Source organism: Klebsiella sp. 2019SCSN059, assembly GCF_021739525.1.
GTDB lineage: Bacteria > Pseudomonadota > Gammaproteobacteria > Enterobacterales > Enterobacteriaceae > Klebsiella > Klebsiella quasipneumoniae.
Map to the genome: position 1 here is coordinate 69,625 of NZ_JAKKOM010000013.1, position 18,736 is coordinate 88,360.

General features: G+C 58.4%; 17 protein-coding genes. All 17 read right to left on the reverse strand.

All coding sequences use genetic code 11. From position 1 onward, the window contains the following. Window positions 1–29 precede the first annotated feature (29 nt). The gene (gene secM / locus L2I46_RS15255; RefSeq protein WP_196531386.1) at window positions 30–527 is read right to left on the reverse strand and encodes a secA translation cis-regulator SecM; all 498 of its coding nucleotides are present in this window, start codon (window positions 525–527) and stop codon (window positions 30–32) included. Window positions 528–850: 323 nt separating this feature from the next. Then, entirely contained in the window at window positions 851–1,768 is a 918-nt protein-coding gene (gene lpxC, locus L2I46_RS15260) for a UDP-3-O-acyl-N-acetylglucosamine deacetylase (protein WP_002888632.1), read from the reverse strand. 100 nt (window positions 1,769–1,868) lie between these two features. Beyond that, the gene (gene ftsZ / locus L2I46_RS15265; protein ID WP_002888628.1) at window positions 1,869–3,020 is read right to left on the reverse strand and encodes a cell division protein FtsZ; all 1,152 of its coding nucleotides are present in this window, start codon (window positions 3,018–3,020) and stop codon (window positions 1,869–1,871) included. A 62-nt stretch (window positions 3,021–3,082) separates the two neighbouring features. Next, the gene (gene ftsA, locus L2I46_RS15270) at window positions 3,083–4,345 is read right to left on the reverse strand and encodes a cell division protein FtsA (RefSeq protein ID WP_004204343.1); all 1,263 of its coding nucleotides are present in this window, start codon (window positions 4,343–4,345) and stop codon (window positions 3,083–3,085) included. After that, window positions 4,342–5,172, reverse strand: coding sequence for a cell division protein FtsQ (gene ftsQ, locus L2I46_RS15275; RefSeq protein ID WP_004204342.1), 831 nt, complete (start codon window positions 5,170–5,172; stop codon window positions 4,342–4,344). The genes ftsA and ftsQ overlap by 4 nt, the downstream gene beginning before the upstream one ends. Before the next feature lies 1 nt (window position 5,173). Next, entirely contained in the window at window positions 5,174–6,094 is a 921-nt protein-coding gene (locus L2I46_RS15280; protein WP_085551405.1) for a D-alanine--D-alanine ligase, read from the reverse strand. Beyond that, a complete protein-coding gene (gene murC / locus L2I46_RS15285) occupies window positions 6,087–7,562 on the reverse strand; it encodes a UDP-N-acetylmuramate--L-alanine ligase (RefSeq protein ID WP_236947997.1) in 1,476 nt (491 codons plus the stop codon). Before murC ends, L2I46_RS15280 begins: the two co-directional genes overlap by 8 nt. Before the next feature lie 47 nt (window positions 7,563–7,609). Then, window positions 7,610–8,680, reverse strand: coding sequence for an undecaprenyldiphospho-muramoylpentapeptide beta-N-acetylglucosaminyltransferase (murG, locus tag L2I46_RS15290; protein ID WP_032429099.1), 1,071 nt, complete (start codon window positions 8,678–8,680; stop codon window positions 7,610–7,612). Beyond that, complete coding sequence (ftsW, locus tag L2I46_RS15295) at window positions 8,677–9,951, reverse strand: cell division protein FtsW (RefSeq protein WP_004204337.1); 1,275 nt, start codon at window positions 9,949–9,951, stop codon at window positions 8,677–8,679. Before ftsW ends, murG begins: the two co-directional genes overlap by 4 nt. Further along, window positions 9,951–11,267: a UDP-N-acetylmuramoyl-L-alanine--D-glutamate ligase gene (gene murD / locus L2I46_RS15300; RefSeq protein ID WP_023291980.1), complete on the reverse strand. Its 1,317-nt coding sequence runs from the start codon at window positions 11,265–11,267 to the stop codon at window positions 9,951–9,953. Before murD ends, ftsW begins: the two co-directional genes overlap by 1 nt. A gap of 2 nt (window positions 11,268–11,269) precedes the next feature. Next, window positions 11,270–12,352, reverse strand: coding sequence for a phospho-N-acetylmuramoyl-pentapeptide-transferase (mraY, locus tag L2I46_RS15305; protein ID WP_004204335.1), 1,083 nt, complete (start codon window positions 12,350–12,352; stop codon window positions 11,270–11,272). Beyond that, window positions 12,346–13,704 (reverse strand): UDP-N-acetylmuramoyl-tripeptide--D-alanyl-D-alanine ligase, encoded by a 1,359-nt coding sequence (murF, locus tag L2I46_RS15310; protein ID WP_105491202.1) that lies wholly within the window; start codon window positions 13,702–13,704, stop codon window positions 12,346–12,348. Before murF ends, mraY begins: the two co-directional genes overlap by 7 nt. Further along, window positions 13,701–15,188 (reverse strand): UDP-N-acetylmuramoyl-L-alanyl-D-glutamate--2,6-diaminopimelate ligase, encoded by a 1,488-nt coding sequence (gene murE / locus L2I46_RS15315; RefSeq protein WP_023291978.1) that lies wholly within the window; start codon window positions 15,186–15,188, stop codon window positions 13,701–13,703. Before murE ends, murF begins: the two co-directional genes overlap by 4 nt. Further along, entirely contained in the window at window positions 15,175–16,941 is a 1,767-nt protein-coding gene (locus L2I46_RS15320) for a peptidoglycan glycosyltransferase FtsI (RefSeq protein WP_023291977.1), read from the reverse strand. Before L2I46_RS15320 ends, murE begins: the two co-directional genes overlap by 14 nt. A 15-nt stretch (window positions 16,942–16,956) precedes the next feature. Next, the gene (gene ftsL, locus L2I46_RS15325) at window positions 16,957–17,322 is read right to left on the reverse strand and encodes a cell division protein FtsL (RefSeq protein ID WP_002888550.1); all 366 of its coding nucleotides are present in this window, start codon (window positions 17,320–17,322) and stop codon (window positions 16,957–16,959) included. Next, window positions 17,319–18,260: a 16S rRNA (cytosine(1402)-N(4))-methyltransferase RsmH gene (gene rsmH, locus L2I46_RS15330; protein WP_004204328.1), complete on the reverse strand. Its 942-nt coding sequence runs from the start codon at window positions 18,258–18,260 to the stop codon at window positions 17,319–17,321. The genes ftsL and rsmH overlap by 4 nt, the downstream gene beginning before the upstream one ends. Before the next feature lie 2 nt (window positions 18,261–18,262). Further along, window positions 18,263–18,721 (reverse strand): division/cell wall cluster transcriptional repressor MraZ, encoded by a 459-nt coding sequence (gene mraZ, locus L2I46_RS15335; protein ID WP_004204327.1) that lies wholly within the window; start codon window positions 18,719–18,721, stop codon window positions 18,263–18,265. Window positions 18,722–18,736 lie beyond the last annotated feature (15 nt).

An 18,736-nucleotide genomic window follows, 5' to 3' on the forward strand; every position in this document is an offset into this window, starting at 1 on the left:
ACAAAAAATAGGATAGTCCGTGGTTATTTTCAGCTGAGACGTTGAGGCCCTGCGCGGATCCCCGCCACCTGGCTTATCCAGGCGCTGACGCGGAAGGCAGAATATGAGGAAGGGATATACGCCGCCTGGCGGAACACCACCGGCGGCGTGCTGTCCTGCGTCAGCAGCGCGCTGAGCGTGTCGAGCAGCGCCAGATGCTGCGCCTGCAGCGGGGACGCTTCTTCCGCCACCGGCAAGGCCTGCGGCGCCATGGCGAAAGAGAGATGACGAATAACGGTGCGAATGGCGTGCTGATGCCAGTAGTCGACGGTAAAGTTTGGCCGGCGATTCGTCTCCAGCAGCGCCAGCTGGGAGAAATTAACTTTGCTCGGATTATGGTTGCTGGCGGTCGCCTTCGCTGGCGTCGCGGTCTCATGGCCGTTGCTTAACGCAGGCAGGCCGAGGCTGGCCGCGACCATCCCCAACAGGAGATGCGGCCAAAAATACCGTCTGCCAAACTGTCGCCAGCGCGTCAGCAATCCACTCACGTTCATTACCTTTCTTTGGTATACCCGTTGTCGTTCAGGCTGTCTCTTTATTAACGTTTTTCGCAGGACAGCATGATGTCCACGGGGTAAAGCAACCCGGAGAAATAATTTTGCGCTCAAATACTAACATTAATAGCGCGCTGAGGCAGCATGAATGAAGGCTGTTGCCCGGGGAAAACGCTTAATAAAGCAGCGAACGCGCGCTAATTATTACCCAGAAATCGCAGCGAAAAATAACGGGAAGAGGCTATAAAAGAAAAACGACTGGTTCCCTGGTCGGAGAGAGTACCAGGTTACCAGTCGAATTTACTGAATGGTCAGGCTTACGCCAAAACCATCGACGGTGCGCGGAACGCCATTGGCAGTTTTGCGTCGTCTTCGAAGGTCACATACTCCCAGGCTTCCTGTTTTGCCAGAACAGCCTGCAGCAGTTTGTTATTCAACGCGTGACCCGATTTGTACGCCGTGAATGCGCCGATAATGTTGTGACCACACATAAACAGGTCACCGATCGCATCCAGCATTTTGTGGCGAACAAATTCGTCTTCAAAGCGCAGACCGTCTTCGTTCAGTACGCGATAATCGTCAACAACGATGGCACAATCGAAGCTGCCGCCCAGGCACAGGCCGCGGGACTGCAGATATTCGATATCGCGCATGAAACCGAAGGTACGCGCACGACTAATCTGACGCATGAACGCATCGGCCGAGAAGTTCAGCGTATAGCGCTGGGTGCTGGCATCAATCGCCGGATGGTTAAAATCGATGGTGAAGTCCAGCGAAAAACCATTGTACGGTTTGAATTCAGCCCATTTGTCGCCATCTTCGACGCGAACCGTCTCTTTGATACGTACAAATTTCTTGGCGCAGTTCAGTTCATCGATGCCGGCGTCCAGCAACAAATAAACGAACGGAGCCGCACTGCCGTCCATAATCGGGATTTCCGGTGCATCGACTTCAACAATAATGTTGTCGATACCCAGGCCAGCCAATGCGGCGTTCAGGTGTTCAACCGTAGAAATCCGCACGTCATGCTCATTAACCAGGCAAGTACAGAGCATGGTATCACGCACAGATTTGGCATCAGCCGGAAAATCTACCGGTGGATTCAAGTCGGTGCGACGATAGATGACCCCGGTATTTGCCGGCGCAGGGCGTAACGTCAGTGTGACTTTCTTGCCGGTATGCAAACCGACACCAGTCGCCTGAACGATACGTTTAAGAGTCCTTTGTTTGATCATCGTATAATCTCGCCAATTTACCTATCCAACCGAAGTGTACACCACTATCGGGAGGCCAGTTTAGCACAAAGAGCGCAGATGCCCAACTTCCAGTCGATTCTTAATCGGCTTGCTTACGCAGGAAGGCTGGGATATCCAGATAATCCGGCTCTTTCGCGGTTTGCGGCGTATTGTCGTTCACCACTTTTGCCGCCGGCTTCTGCTCTTGCGTCAGCGGGGACATACCGTGCTGCTGGTAGCGATCCATCACCGGCTGCTGAACCTGTTTGTTGGTCACCAGGGTAATTTCCGGACGCTTGTCCATGCCGATACCGGTCGCCACTACGGTGACGCGCAGTTCGTCGTTCATATCCGGGTCCAGAGAGGTACCGATAACCACGGTGGCGTTATCCGAAGCAAATGCGCGGATGGTGTTACCCACGGTTTCGAACTCATCCAGACGCAGGTCGAAGCCCGCGGTGATGTTAACCAGCACGCCGCGCGCGCCGGACAGGTCGATATCTTCCAGCAGCGGAGAAGAGATAGCCATTTCAGCCGCTTCTTCCGCACGGTCTTCACCGCTCGCCACGCCGGAGCCCATCATCGCGTAGCCCATTTCTGACATCACGGTACGGACGTCCGCGAAGTCGACGTTCATCAGGCCCGGACGGGTGATCAGTTCGGCGATACCCTGCACCGCGCCTTTGAGGACGTCGTTTGCCGCGCCGAACGCGTCAAGCAGAGAAATGCCGCGGCCAAGTACTTTCAGCAGCTTGTCGTTCGGGATGGTGATCAGTGAGTCAACGTGCTTGGACAGCTCGGTGATCCCCTGCTCAGCAAACGCCATGCGCTTCTTGCCTTCAAAATTAAACGGCTTAGTGACCACCGCCACGGTGAGGATCCCCAGATCCTTAGCCACTTCGGCAACAACAGGCGCCGCGCCGGTACCGGTACCGCCGCCCATGCCTGCCGCGATGAACACCATGTCTGCGCCATCAAGGGCCGCGCGCAGCGCTTCACGGTCTTCGTCCGCCGCATTACGGCCGACTTCCGGGTTCGCGCCAGCGCCCAGACCTTTAGTAATACCGCTACCGATCTGGATAGTCTGGCCAACAGCCGTTTTACGCAGCGCCTGCGCATCGGTGTTCACCGCGAAGAATTCAACACCCTCAATGCGCTCGCGCACCATGTGTTCAACGGCATTACCGCCGCCGCCACCGACGCCGATGACTTTAATCACCGCGTCGTTGGTCAGTTCCATAGGTTCAAACATAGTTTCTCTCCGTTTTGTGCCTGTCGCCTGAGAACGCTAATTGTCTGCGTTCTCTTAAAAAATTAAAACTCTTTTCGCAGCCAGCTGTTGAGTCGCTTAATCCACGAGCCCACCGACGCCGTCACGCGTTTTTCGACTTCCGCTTCACCACTCAGATGTGACTCTTTTCCGTAGTGCAGCAGCCCCACCGCCGTCGAATAATACGGCTCCTGGGCATAGTCCGTTAAACCGGTGATGTTCAGCGGCGCGCCAATGCGCACCTGAGTATGGAACACGCGCTGCGCACAGGCCGCCAGACCTTCAATTTGCGCCGCGCCGCCGGTTAACACAATCCCCGCCGCCAGATGGTGTTTAACCCCCTGCTGGCGGAGCTGTTCCTGCAGCTGCAGGATCTCTTCATTGACCAGATTAAGCAGTTCGGTATAGCGCGGTTCAATCACCTCAGCCAGCGTCTGACGCTGCAGGCTACGCGGCGGCCGTCCGCCTACGCTCGGTACTTCGACGTTTTCGTCTTTACCGACGATGGAACCCAACGCGCAACCGTGACGAACCTTAATGGCTTCGGCGTCGCTCGGCGGCGTACCGAAGGCATAGGCGATATCGCTGGTCACCACGTTGCCCGCGTACGGGATCACTTTGGTGTGACGCAGCGCGCCGCCGGTATAGACGGCGATATCCATTGTACCTCCGCCAATATCCACCACGCAGACGCCCAGCTCACGTTCGTCTTCTGTTAATACGGAATAACTGGCCGCTAAACCGGCGAAAATAAGTTGGTCAACTTTCAGACCACAACGTTCCACCGCTTTAACAATGTTTTTCGCCATATCGTTATGGCAGGTAATCAGATGTACCTTCGCCTGCATACGCACGCCGGACAGCCCTACCGGGTTTTTTATCCCTTCCTGGTAGTCAATGGCGTATTCCTGCGGAATCACGTGCAGGACGCGGTGCTCATCGCGTACGCGAACCGACTTCGCGGTATGGACCACGTTCTCGACGTCATCCAGCGTCACTTCTTCTTCCGAAATCGGTACCATCCCGATTTCATTCTGACAGCTTATATGTTTACCCGAAAGAGCCAAATAAACTGATGAAATCTGGCAATCCGCCATCAGTTCGGCCTGGTCGATGGCGCGCTGTACGCATTTCACCACCGACTCGAGGTCGTTCACACCGCCTTTATCCATACCACGCGATGGGCAACTGCCCACGCCGATGATATTAATCATGCCGTCGGGCAGAACTTCCCCTACTAAAGCGGCCACCTTGGCGGTGCCAATCTCCAGTCCAACTACCAGTTTTCTGTCCGTCGCCTTGATCATTGTTGTTCTGCCTGTGCCTGATTCTGTTGTTGATTAGTTTCCTCTGCGGGAGCAGGTACCCAGCCCACTGCCGCACCCGAGTCATAACGCAAATCAACGTAGCTAATCCGTTTGCCGTCGGTCTGCGCCTGCTGCTGAAGAACCGGGTAGAGTTCCATAAAGCGCTGAAGCCGTTTCATGGTGTCGCCACGGCCAAGGTTGAGCTTAATGTCATTATTAAGCGTCAACTGCCAGGAACGACGGGCGGTCATTGCCGCCACTTTCAACGTGAATTTATCCTTTGCCAGCACCTGCCCCATGTCACGGTACCCTTGCAGCACTTCGTTCTCGCTGCCTTCCGGGCCATATAACATCGGTAAATTCTGTTTGCTGGTGCGATCCGCCGGCACGCTGAAGGCATTTCCTTCTGCATCCACCATATGTTGATCATTCCAGCGTGCAATCGGCACATATTCAACCAGATGAATCTTCAATTCATCGGGCCACTGCTTTCGGACGCTCGCCTGCTTAATCCATGGCAGACGTTCAATCTGACTCTGAATGATGTTCACATCCTGAGTCATAAAGGTGCCCGGCGAACCCAGCGCCAGGATCGCCTGGCGGATGTCATCATTGCGCGTATAGTGACGCTCGCCGGTCACCACCATCTTCGACAGCGGTAAACGCTGCGCGTCTTCCATCCAGCCAAGAACCATCCACCCGCTGACCAGCACGGTAAACAGCACCGCCAGCAGGAAAACGATCCCTGCCAGCCGCGTTCCATTACTCCGACGCGAAGAAGAAACGTCCTCTTCATGGTTCCGCGTATTCAGCGCAGCCTGCGACATATCACCCCGCCAGGTCCAGAATTCGTACAACAAGCTGGGAGAAGCTCATTCCTGCCTGACGCGCCGCCATCGGTACAAGGCTATGGCTGGTCATGCCCGGGGAAGTATTCGCTTCCAGCAGATAAAACTGGCCATCGCTGTCCAGCATCACGTCAATACGGCCCCAGCCTTTGCAACCCAGAACATTCCAGGCTTTAAGCACCAGGCTCTGAATGGCTGACTCACGCGCTGGATCTTCCAATCCTGGGCAGAAATATTGCGTCTCATCAGAGAGATACTTCGCCTCATAATCATAGAAGGTTCCAGCCGCCTGGATACGTATTGACGGTAAAATTTCTTCACCGACGATGGCGACGGTAAATTCCGGCCCACTGAGCCATTTTTCGACCAAAACTTCATCATCATGCTGAAAAGCCAGCGCGAGTGCACTCGCTAAATCACAGCTTTCGCTGACTTTCGACATCCCAACGCTGGAGCCTTCGCGGCTGGGCTTGATGATGAGCGGCAGACCCAGCGCCGCAATCTGCTGTTCGACATCAGCAGATAATCCGGCGCTAAACTGGGCGCGGGTCAGCGCCACCCACGGCGCGACCGGTAATCCGGCCCCCTGCCACAGCCATTTGCTGCGCAGTTTATCCATTGAAATCGCCGAAGCCATCACGCCGCTGCCGGTATAAGGCAGCTGGATCAGATCCAACAGCCCCTGCAGCGTGCCATCTTCCCCGCCGCGGCCGTGGAGTGCAATAAACGCTTTCTTAAAGCCCAGCTTTTTCAACTGGGTAATATCGACATCGCGCGGGTCAACCGGATGGGCATCCACCCCGGCTTCACGCAGCCCGGCCAGCACCGCGGCGCCTGAATTCAGCGACACTTCACGTTCAGCGGAGGTTCCACCGAAAAGCACCGCGATTTTATCAGCCATGGCGCTCCTCCTCCGTTTTTTGCGGGATCAGTTTGATTTCAGCCAGGTGACGGGCGATTTTTCCAATGTTTCCGGCACCTTGCACCAGCACTAAATCGTTGCCGGTCAGCACCGACGCCAGCATCCCCGCGGCCTGCGCCGGGTCGGATACCAGAATCGGGTCGACTTTACCGCGACCACGGATCGTACGGCACAGCGAGCGGCTGTCGGCGCCCGGGATCGGCGCTTCGCCTGCCGGGTAGACATCGAGCATCAGCAGCGCATCGACCTGGGTCAGCACGTTGGCGAAATCATCGTACAGATCGCGAGTACGGGTATAACGGTGCGGCTGGAATACCATCACCAGATTTTTATCCGGCCAGCCGGCACGCGCCGCTTTGATAGTGGCGTCGACTTCCGTCGGGTGGTGACCGTAGTCATCGATCAGCATCGCACTGCCCGCTTTGCCGTTGACTTCCGTCAGCGGATATTCGCCAAGAAAGTCGAAGCGACGACCGGTACCCTGGAAGCTTTCCAGCGCGCGCAGGATCGCCTGATCGTCAATCCCCTCTTCCGTCGCCACGGCGACAGCCGCCGCCGCGTTCAGCGCGTTATGGCGTCCCGGGGCATTGAGTGTCACCTGCAGCAGTTCTTTATCCTGACGCACCAGGCGGAAATGCCCCTGCGCCCCAACCTGACGGTAGTCTTCTACGCGAACGTCGGCGTCGTCGCTGAAACCGTAGGTGGTGATCTGCCGGCCGACGCGCGGCAGCAGTTCACGAATAACCGGATCGTCCACGCACATTACCGCGCGTCCGTAGAACGGCAGGTTGTGCAGGAAATTAATAAAGGTCTGCTTCAGATTTTCGAAGTCGCCATGGTAGGTATCCATATGGTCGGCTTCGATGTTGGTCACAATCGCGACCATCGGCTGCAGATGCAGGAACGACGCATCGCTCTCATCCGCTTCCGCAATCAGGTAACGGCTATGGCCGAGACGCGCATGAACGCCCGCCGCTTTCACCAACCCGCCGTTGACGAAGGTCGGATCCAGCCCGGCTTCGGCGTAAATACTGGACACCATCGCGGTGGTAGTGGTTTTGCCGTGAGTTCCGGCAATCGCGATCCCGTGACGGAAGCGCATCAGCTCCGCCAGCATTTCCGCACGACGGATCACCGGGATACGCGCTTCGTGCGCGGCGACGATTTCCGGGTTATCCGCAGAAATCGCGCTGGAAACGACCACAACGCTGGCATCGCGCACGTTTTCCGGGCGATGGTTGAAATAAATGGTGGCGCCAAGCTGCGACAGCTGCTGGGTCACCGGATTCGGCGCCAGGTCGGAGCCGCTGATCTGGTAACCTTCATTAGCCAACACTTCGGCAATACCGCCCATACCGGCACCGCCGATGCCGACAAAGTGAATGTGCCGGACGCGACGCATCTCGGGCACTATGGAACGCAGTTTTGCCAAATCTTGTGTATTCATTCTTTACGCCATCAACTTCTGTATTCGGGCGGTGAAAATCACCGCAATTAGCGCGCCAAAGCTACGGCGCTGACCTCTTCTGCTACCCGCTCGGTAGCGTCCGGAATCGAAGCGCCACGCGCTCGTTCCGCCATATCCAGCAAGGTTTCCCGATCCCAGCTCGCCAGAGTAGAGGCTACCGCCTCTACCGTGAACGCCGGCTGTTCGAGAATTTTCGCCGCGCCGGCTTTCTCCAGCGGCAGCGCATTCCAGTACTGCTGACGATCTTTGTGCTGGAACGGTACAAACAGCGCCGGTAAGCCCGCGGCCGCGATTTCGCTGACCGTCAGCGCGCCGGAACGGCAAACCACGACATCTGCCCAGGCATACGCCGCGGCCATATCATCAATAAATTCCGTCACTTTATGCTGCGGCTGCCCCGCGGCGGCATAGGCCTGCTGCACGGTTTGCTGGCCGCCTTTACCGCTCTGATGCCAGATGGTCACCGTATCGCCGAGCTTCGCCGCCACCTGCGGCATGGTCTGGTTCAGGACGCGCGCGCCCTGAGAGCCACCGACCACCAGTACGCGAATCGGCCCCTGACGGCCCACCAGACGCTGCCCCGGCAGCGGCAGCGCCAGCACATCGGTGCGCACCGGATTCCCGACCACGTCCGCATGCGGAAAGGCGCCGGGAAACGCCTGCATCACTTTCTTCGCAATCTTCGCCAGCCACTTGTTGGTCAGGCCGGCAATGCCGTTTTGCTCGTGGAGGACCACCGGGATCCCCAGCGACCACGCCGCCAGACCGCCAGGCCCGGACACATAGCCGCCCATGCCCAGCACCACGTCCGGCTGGAAACGCTTCATGATCGCCCGCGCCTGACGCCAGGCGTTGAAGATCCGCACCGGCGCCAGCAGCTGTGCTTTAATCCCTTTGCCACGCAGGCCGGAGATACGGATAAAATCAATCTCGATGCCGTTTTTCGGCACTAAATCCGCTTCCATACGATCGGCGGTACCCAGCCAGCGAACCTGCCAGCCCTGGTCCATTAGATGGTGCGCGACCGCCAGTCCCGGGAACACATGCCCGCCGGTACCGCCCGCCATCACCATCAACCGCTTTTCCTGACCGCTCATCGAACACCCCGTGTAAACGCCTGGGCTTTTTCCAGACGCGTTTCATAATCAATTCGCAACAACAACATGATGGCCGTCGACATAATCAGCAGACTGGAACCACCATAACTGATCAGCGGCAGCGTCAGACCTTTCGTCGGCAGCATCCCCGCCGCCGCCCCGACGTTAACTAACGCCTGGAAGCTAAACCAGATACCAATCGCACAGGCGAGGAAGCCGGAGAAGCGATGATCGATCTCCAGCGCTTTTCGGCCAATCGACATGGCGCGGAAAGCGACGAAGAATACCATTAAAAGCGCCAGTACCACACCGATATAACCGAGTTCTTCGCCGATGATGGCGAAGATAAAGTCAGTGTGCGCTTCCGGCAAATACTCCAGTTTTTGCACCGAGTTTCCGAGTCCCTGCCCCCACATCTCGCCGCGGCCAAAGGCCATCAGCGACTGGGTCAGCTGGTAGCCGCTGCCGAACGGGTCTTCCCACGGGTTCCAGAAGGAGGTCACGCGGCGAATACGGTACGGTTCGGCGAGGATCAACAGGACCACCGCCGAGATGCCCATGCCGATAATGGCGATGAACTGCCACAGCTTGGCGCCGGCGAGGAACAGCATCGCCAGCGTGGTGACGAACAGCACCACCACCGTACCGAGGTCAGGCTGCGCCAGCAGCAGGATCGCCAGCACGAAAATCACGCCCATCGGTTTTAAGAAGCCGCGCAGGTTGTTGCGCACTTCGTCAGCTTTACGCACCAGATAGTTGGCGATGTAGCAGAACAGCGACAGCTTGGTGAACTCCGCCGGCTGAATGCGCAGCGGACCGAGGGCGATCCAGCGCGATGCACCGTTTACCGAGCTACCCACCACCAGCACGATCAGCAGCATAACGATCGAGGCGATCAGCATTGCGGTACTGTGGCGCTGCCAGAAATCCATCGGCAGTCGCAGCGTCACCAGCGCGAGGACAAAGGCCAGCACAATGTACAGGCCGTCACGCTTGGCGAAGAGGAAAGGATCGTTCGCCAGACGCTGCCCCACCGGCATTGACGCCGAGGTCACCATAATAAAACCGATCGCCGCCAGGCCGAAGGTCAGCCACAGCAGCATCCGGTCATACATCACCAGACTGTCGTTATCTTTTGGGCGCGAGCCCATCACCCAGCCTTTCAGCGCGGCGAACAGCCAGGCGAAGATAAACATCCCCGGCAGTCGCGGCAGTCTCAACCGAGGCAAGCTCAGTTGCGGCATTCTCAGGCGTGGGAGAGAGAAACGCATCAACCTAACTCCTTCGCCAGGCGGGCAAACATCTCGCCCCGTTGTTCAAAGTTCTTAAACTGATCCAGGCTGGCGCAGGCCGGCGACAGGAGAACCATGTCGCCCGCTTTCACCAGGGGCGCAATCTGACGCATCGCCTGTTCCATGGTTTCAGTTTGTACCGCCACCTCAGGACGCAGCTCGGCGAGCTCGGCGCCGTCGCGACCAAAGCAGTACAGGCGGATACGATCGCCGCCAAGGTAGCGCTTCAGCGGGGTGAAATCAGCGGACTTGCCGTCGCCGCCCAGCAGCAGATACAGCGTGCCATCAAGCTGCAGGCCGTTCAGCGCCGCCTCGGTACTGCCGACGTTGGTTGCCTTCGAGTCGTTAATCCAGCGCACGCCGTTGTGATCCAGCACCAGCTGGAAGCGATGCGCCAGGCCGGTAAAGGTGGTCAGCGCCTTCAGGCTGCTGGCACGCGGCAGGCCCGCGGCATCGGCCAGCGCCAGCGCCGCCAGGGCGTTGCTGTAGTTATGCTGACCCGTGATAGACATCTCTTTTACATTGAGGACTTTCTCACCTTTAACGCGCAGCCAGGTCTCGCCCTGCTGACGGTTAAGGTGGTAGTCACCGACATCGACGCCAAAGCTGATGCAGCGATCGTCCGCGCCGCGTACCGGCATGGTGAGCGCATCGTCCGCGTTGACCACGCAGGTCTTTGCATTCTCGTAAATCCGCAGCTTCGCCGCGCGATACTGCTGCAGCCCCAGCGGGTAGCGGTCCATATGGTCCTCAGTCACGTTGAGGATGGTTGCCGCCACCGCCTGCAGGCTGGAGGTGGTTTCCAGCTGGAAGCTGGAGAGCTCCAGGACATACAGCTCACGATCGGTATCCAGCAGCATCAGCGCCGGCAGGCCGATATTGCCGCCCACGCCGACGTTAACCCCGGCCGCTTTCGCCATCTCGCCCACCAGGGTGGTGACGGTGCTTTTGCCGTTCGAGCCGGTAATGGCGATGATCGGCGCCTGCGCTTCGCGGCAGAACAGTTCGATATCGCCAACGATCTCTACACCAGCGTCCGCCGCCGCGCTCAACGAAGGATGAGCCAGCGCGATGCCGGGACTGGCGACAATCAGATCCGCCGCCAGCAGCCAGGTATCATTGAGGCCGCCGACATGGCATTCGACCGATTCAGGCAATTTATCCAGCCCGGGAGGCGCGACGCGGGTGTCCATCACGCGCGGGGTTACGCCGCGCGCCATGAAAAAGTCCACGCATGACAGGCCGGTCATGCCCAGCCCAATAATGACGACTTTTTTACCCTGATAATCTGCCATGATTAACGCACCTTCAGCGTCGCCAGGCCAATCAGCACCAGCATCAGCGAAATAATCCAGAAGCGCACGATAACGCGCGGCTCCGGCCAGCCTTTCAGTTCATAGTGGTGGTGGATCGGCGCCATGCGGAAGATACGCTGACCGCGCAGCTTAAAGGAGCCGACCTGCAGGATCACCGACAGGGTCTCCACCACGAAAACGCCGCCCATAATCACCAGCAGGAATTCCTGACGCAGCAGCACGGCGATAATGCCCAGCGCGCCGCCGAGCGCCAGCGAACCGACGTCGCCCATAAAGACCTGCGCCGGATAGGTGTTAAACCACAGAAAGCCCAGCCCCGCGCCGACGATCGCCGTACAGACGATCACCAGTTCGCCGGCGTGGCGCAGATAGGGGATGTGCAGGTAGTTGGCGAAATTCATGTTACCGGTCGCCCACGCCACCAGCGCAAAACCCGCCGCGACGAAGACGGTGGGCATGATCGCCAGGCCGTCGAGACCGTCGGTCAGGTTAACCGCATTGCCGGTGCCGACGATCACGAAGTAGGCCAGCAGGATATAGAACAGCCCCAGCTGCGGCATGACGTCTTTAAAGAACGGCACCACCAGCTCGGTCGCCGGGGTGTCTTTCCCGGCCAGATAGAGCGCGAACGCCACGCCCAGCGCGATCACCGACATCCAGAAATACTTCCAGCGGGCGATCAGGCCTTTGGTGTCTTTGCGCACCACTTTACGGTAGTCATCAACGAAGCCGATAATGCCGTAGCCGATCAGCACCGTCAGCACGCACCAGACGTACGGGTTGGACGGGTAAGCCCACAGCAGCACCGACACGGTGATCGCGGTGAGGATCATGATCCCCCCCATGGTCGGGGTGCCGCGCTTACTGAAATGAGACTCCGGACCGTCGTTACGAACCACCTGGCCGAAGGAGAGTTTTTGCAGACGGGCGATCATGCGCGGGCCCATCCACAGAGAGATGAACAGCGCGGTCAGCAGGCTGACGATGGCGCGAAACGTCAAATACGAAAAGACGTTAAAGCCGGAATAATATTTGACCAAATGTTCGGCCAGCCATACTAACATGTCCCAGTCTCCTGTAATGCGCGTACTACCTCTTCCATGGCGGCACTACGTGAACCCTTCACTAAAATGGTCATTATCTTATGCTCCGCCAGCAGCTCGCGCAGGCGAGCCACCACGGCGGCTTTATCGTTAAAATGTTCGCCCACGCCGCTGGCGCGGCTGATATCCGCGCTCAAGGCGCCGACGCTGAGAACACAATCCAGCCCTGCCGCTTTCGCCGCTTCGCCGACTTCACGATGGCAAGCCGCGCTTTCCGCGCCAAGCTCCGCCATATCGCCGACCACCATCGTCCGGAAGCCGGGCATCTCTGACAGCACCTGCACCGCCGCGGTCATCGAACCGACGTTAGCGTTATAGGAGTCATCCAGCAGCAGCTGACTCTCGGTCAGGCGGATCGGGAACAGACGTCCCGGAACGGCCTGCAGCTGCGCCAGACCGGCTTTCACCGCCGCCAGATCGGCGCCTACCGCCATCGCCAGCGAGGTCGCCGCCAGCGCGTTAGCGATGTTGTGGCGTCCCGGCAGCGGCAGCAGTACGTCAACGTTGCCGGTTGGGGTCTGCAGCGTAAATTCGGTGCCGTGGCTGGTGATCTGCACGTTAGTCGCGGTGAAATCGCTGTTGGCCGCGTTCGGCGAGAAGCGCCACACTTTGCGATCGCCAATCACCGCCTGCCAGTTCAGCCAGTCGTTGTTGTCGGCATTGAGAATGGCGATGCCGTTTTCCGGCAGACCGGTATAGATTTCGCCCTTCGCCTTCGCCACGCCCGCCAGCGAGCCGAAACCTTCAAGGTGCGCGGCGGCAAGGTTGTTGACCAGCGCCGCTTCCGGACGCGTCAGGCTGACGGTCCAGGCGATTTCGCCCTGGTGGTTGGCGCCAAGCTCAATCACCGCGTACTGATGTTCTTTGGTCAGACGCAGCAGGGTCATCGGTACGCCGATATCGTTGTTCAGGTTGCCGGCGGTATACAGCGTGTTGCCGCACTGGCTGAGGATCGCCGCGGTCATCTCTTTGACCGAGGTTTTACCGGACGAGCCGGTCAGGGCGACGACGCGGGTCGGCACCTGCTGACGTACCCAGGCGGCCAACTCGCCGAAAGCCTGCCGGGTATCTTTCACGATCACCTGCGGGAGATCGCAGGGCAGCGGACGGCTCACCAGCAGCGCGCTGGCGCCTGCCGCTTTCGCCTGTTCGACAAAATCATGGGCGTCGAAACGCTCGCCTTTCAGCGCCACAAACAGGCAGCCCGCCGTGACTTTACGGGTGTCGGTGGTCACCTCGTCGATAGCGATATCGCTACCCTGCCGTTCGCCATGAGCGATCGCGGCGAGCTGGCTTAACGTAAAGCGAATCATGCTACCGCTCCCAGCAGACGCGCGACGGTGACGCGGTCGGAATAATCCAGACGACGGTTGCCGACGATCTGGTAATCTTCATGGCCTTTACCCGCCACCAGCACCACGTCGTTCTCCTGCGCCTGCATCACGGCGTTGGTCACCGCTTCCGCACGGCCTTCCATCACTTTTGCATGACCTGCATCGAGCATGCCGGCCAGAATATCGTTGATAATCGCCCGCGGCTCTTCGGTACGCGGGTTGTCGTCAGTGACGACCACGATATCGGCGAACTCTTCAGCAATCGCCCCCATCAGCGGACGCTTGCCTTTGTCGCGGTCTCCGCCGCAGCCGAAGACGCACCACAGCTTGCCGCTGCAGTGCAGGCGCGCGGCCTGCAGCGCTTTTTCCAGCGCGTCAGGCGTATGGGCATAATCCACCACCACGGCCGGTTTACCGGGCGCGCTGAACACTTCCATACGGCCGCATACCGGCTGTAAACGAGCCGCCGTTTTCAGCAGATCGGCCAGCGGATAGCCCAGCGCCAGCAGCGTGGCCAGCGCCAGCAGCAGGTTGCTGACGTTAAAGGCGCCCATCAGGCGACTTTCGATTTCACCGTTGCCCCAGCTGGAGTCAAACTGGATGGTGGCGCCGCTGTCGTGATAGTTGACCGCGGTGGCCTTCAGCCAGCGGCCGTGGCAGTTCGGATTGATATGATCTTCCATCGACACCGCCACCGCGTCCGGCAGCTTCGCCAGCCAGCGACGACCGACTTCATCGTCAGCGTTGACGATGGCCTGGCCGCAATGGTGGGTGGAGTACAGCAGCCATTTCGCCGCTTCGTAGTGCGCCATATCGCCATGGTAGTCGAGGTGGTCGCGGCTCAGGTTGGTAAATACCGAGGCGGCAAACTGCACGGCCGCCACGCGGTGCTGCACCAGCCCGTGGGAAGAGACTTCCATCGCGCCGAAGGTTGCCCCCTGCTCGACCAGGCCGGAAAGCACGTGCTGAACATCGACCGCAGAGCCGGTGGTGTTTTCGCTCGGCACCACTTTATCCAGCAGCCCGTTGCCGACGGTCCCCATCACCGCGCTGGTTTCGCCGAGCAGTTTCGCCCATTGCGCCAGAAGCTGGGTGGTGGTGGTTTTGCCGTTGGTACCAGTCACGCCCACCAGACGCAGCTGCTGCGACGGCTGATGATAAAAACGCCCGGCCAGCGCCGATAAACGTTCGTTAAGCTGGCTCAGGTAGATAACCGGCACGCCGTGCATTTCACGGATCTCACCGTCTTTCGCTTCGCCCTGCGCTTCAGCAATAATGGCAGCCACACCTTGCGCTATCGCCTGCGGGATATAACGACGCCCGTCCGCCTGATGACCCTGTACCGCGATAAAGAGATCGCCGGAAGCCGCCACCCGGCTGTCCAGCGTCATCTCTCGCAGAATGCGCTCCGGTGCGTTTGGCACCCATGGAGCGAGAAGGTCGCGCAAATTACGATCTGCCACCTGTTCCCTCGCCTTGATTAATTACAAATTCACTTTTTTCGCCCGTTGCCAGCGCATCCGGTTCGATGTTCATGGTGCGCAATACGCCGCCCATGATGGCACCGAACACCGGCGCGGAAACGGCGCCACCGTAGTATTTACCTGCCTGCGGGTCGTTGATCACCACCACCAGCGCAAAGCGCGGATGGCTGGCGGGCGCAACGCCTGCGGTGTAAGCAATATATTTGTTGATATAGCGGCCATCCGGCCCCACTTTTTTCGCCGTACCGGTTTTAATCGCGATGCGATAGCCTTTGATCGCCGCTTTCACGCCGCCGCCGCCGGGCAGCGCCACGCTTTCCATCATATGAACGACGGTACGAACGAGTGATTCCGGGAAGACACGCTCGCCCGGAACCGGTGGATCAACTTTGGTAATCGACAGCGGGCGATAGATGCCGTAGCTGCCAATCGTTGCGTAGACTCGCGCTAACTGTAACGGGGTTACCATTAGCCCGTAGCCGAAAGAAAAGGTGGCCCTCTCTATGTCAGACCACCGTTGTTTTTGAGGATATAAGCCACTGCGTTCTCCGACCAACCCCAAATTGGTCGCCTTTCCAAGCCCAAAACGTGAGTAAGTATCTACTAACGCTGAGGACGGCATCGCTAACGCCAGCTTAGAAACACCGACGTTACTCGACTTCTGTAGCACCCCGGTCAGGGTCAATTCGCTGTAGCGCGCCACGTCTTTAATTTCGTGGCCGTTAATTCGATAAGGCACGGTATTGAGCACGGTATTTTCGTTGACGATACCGCGCTGCAGCGCCGTCATCACCACCATCGGCTTCACCGTCGAACCGGGTTCGAAGACGTCGGTGATGGCGCGGTTACGCATGGTGTCTTTCGCCGTGCCGGCGAAGTTGTTTGGGTTGTAGGACGGGCTGTTGGCCATCGCCAGCACTTCGCCGGTGTTCACGTCCACTAACACCGCGCTGCCGGACTCGGCTTTGTTAAAGGCCACGGCGTTGTTCAGCTCACGATAGACCAGCGCCTGCAGACGCTCGTCGATACTCAGCGCCAGGTTGTGCGCCGCCTGGCTGTCGGTGGAAGAGATGTCTTCAATTACCCGGCCATAGCGGTCTTTACGCACGATACGCTCGCCCGGCTGGCCGGTGAGCCATTTATCAAAGCTTTTTTCGACCCCTTCAATCCCCTGGCTGTCGACGTTGGTAAAACCGATGAGGTGAGCGGTCACTTCCCCGGAAGGGTAGTAACGACGGGATTCTTCACGCAGATGAATGCCCGGTAGCTTCAGTTTTTTGATGTAGTCGGCCATGTCAGGGTTAACCTGACGCGCCAGATAGATGAAACGCATCCGCGGATTGGTATTGATCCGCGTCGCCAGCTGATCCAGCGGCATATTGAGGGCATCCGCCAGCGCCTTCCAGCGCGTATCCAGTGTTACCCCGCCGGCATCATGGAGTTCTTTCGGATCGGCCCAGATAGCTTTCACCGGCACGCTGACCGCCAGTGGACGTCCGGAGCGGTCGGTAATCATCCCGCGCGCGGTGGACACTTCCTGTACGCGCAGGGAACGCATATCGCCCTGACGCACCAGCATATCCGGGCTGACCACCTGTAGCCAGGCAACGCGCCCCAGCAGGAAAGTCAGCGCCAGCAGAATGCAGCCGCACAGCAACGCAAAACGCCAACTGATAAAGTTGGCCTGTTCTTCCTGACGTTTTGCTTTTGGCGTTTTTGGCGCTGCTTTCATCCGTCGCAATAATCCTTATTTCTGTACAACGATATTTTCTTGTGATGGATCGACGTGTTGCATCTGCAACTTCTCGGTCGCGATCCGTTCAACCCGACTGTGATCGCCGAGCGCGTTCTCTTCGAGGATCAGGTTGCGCCACTCAATGTCCAGGGCGTCGCGTTCCAGAACCAGTTGTTCACGCTGCGCGGTCAACAGGCGCGTGTGGTGCGCGGTGGTGACCACGGTAATCGCCGTAATAATGATGCAAATGAACAGGCAGAGTGGCAGTTTCCCAAACCGCAGAAGGTCGTCCCCGATCACGCCAGGCAAAGCATGGCGCTCGTTGCTTCCAATCGACCCTTTAACTTTGCTTAAGGCCTCTGTCACTCTGCCGATCATGCGTTCGTCCTCTCTGCGATACGCAGCACTGAACTACGGGCACGTGGATTCTCTGCCACCTCTTCTTCGCCCGGCATCAACTTGCCTAGTGCTCGTAACTCACGGCCGCCCAGTTTTTTGAGCTGCGATTCGGTCATCGGTATTCCCGCCGGAACCTGCGGACCGCGGCTTTGCTCACGCATAAAGCGCTTTACAATGCGATCTTCCAGCGAATGAAAACTAATGATCGACAGCCGCCCGCCCGGGGCCAGCACGCTGAGCGAGCTTTTTAGCGCCTGCTCTATCTCCTCCAGTTCACTGTTTACCCAAATGCGCACCGCCTGGAAGGTACGGGTCGCGGGATGTTTGTGCTTATCTTTTACCGGCATCGCCGCGGCGATGACCTCCGCCAGCTCTTTGGTGCGGGTCATCGGTGCAATGCGATTACGTTCGACGATCGCGCGGGCGATCCGTTTACCGAAACGCTCTTCGCCGAAGGTTTTAATCACCCAGGCGATATCCGCTTCTTCAGCGGTCTGCAGCCATTCGGCCGCGGACTGACCGCGGGTCGGATCCATGCGCATATCCAGCGGCCCGTCGCGCATAAAGGAAAAGCCGCGTTCCGCATCGTCAAGCTGCGGGGAAGAGACGCCAAGATCGAGCAGAATGCCGTCGATCTTACCGGTAAGATTGCGCTCGCCGACGTACTCAGCAAGCTGTGAAAATGGACCATGTACGATGGAAAAGCGGGGATCATCGATGGTTTGCGCGACGGCAATCGCCTGAGGATCGCGATCGATTGCCAGCAAGCGTCCTTCCGCTCCCAGTTGGGAGAGGATCAGGCGCGAGTGACCGCCGCGACCAAAGGTACCATCAATATAGATACCGTCTGGACGAATATTGAGGCCGTTGACGGCTTCATCCAGAAGTACCGTAGTGTGTTTAAAATTTTCCATCATTTTTATAAAGACAAATCCTGCAGGCGCTCCGACAGTTCACCGGTCGCGGACTGCTCAGCGTCGATATCTTCCTTGACCCGTTGATACCAGGTCGTTTCGTCCCACAGTTCAAATTTATTAAACTGCCCGACCAGCATCACTTCTTTTGTCAGCCCGGCATGCTGCCGTAACACCGGCGCTATCAACAAGCGACCGGCATTATCCATCTGACATTCGCTGGCATGACCCAGAAGCAAACGCTGTACGCGCCGCTCAACGGGATTCATGCTCGATAAACGCGACAATTTCTGCTCGATGACTTCCCATTCAGGCAATGGATAAAGCAGCAGGCACGGGTGATGAATGTCAATGGTGCATACCAATTGACCGGCAGCGTCCTCGATCAGCCCATCGCGATAGCGCGTTGGCACGGCCAGGCGGCCTTTGCTGTCGAGATTGACTAACGTTGCTCCACGGAACATGCCAGCCTCACCCCT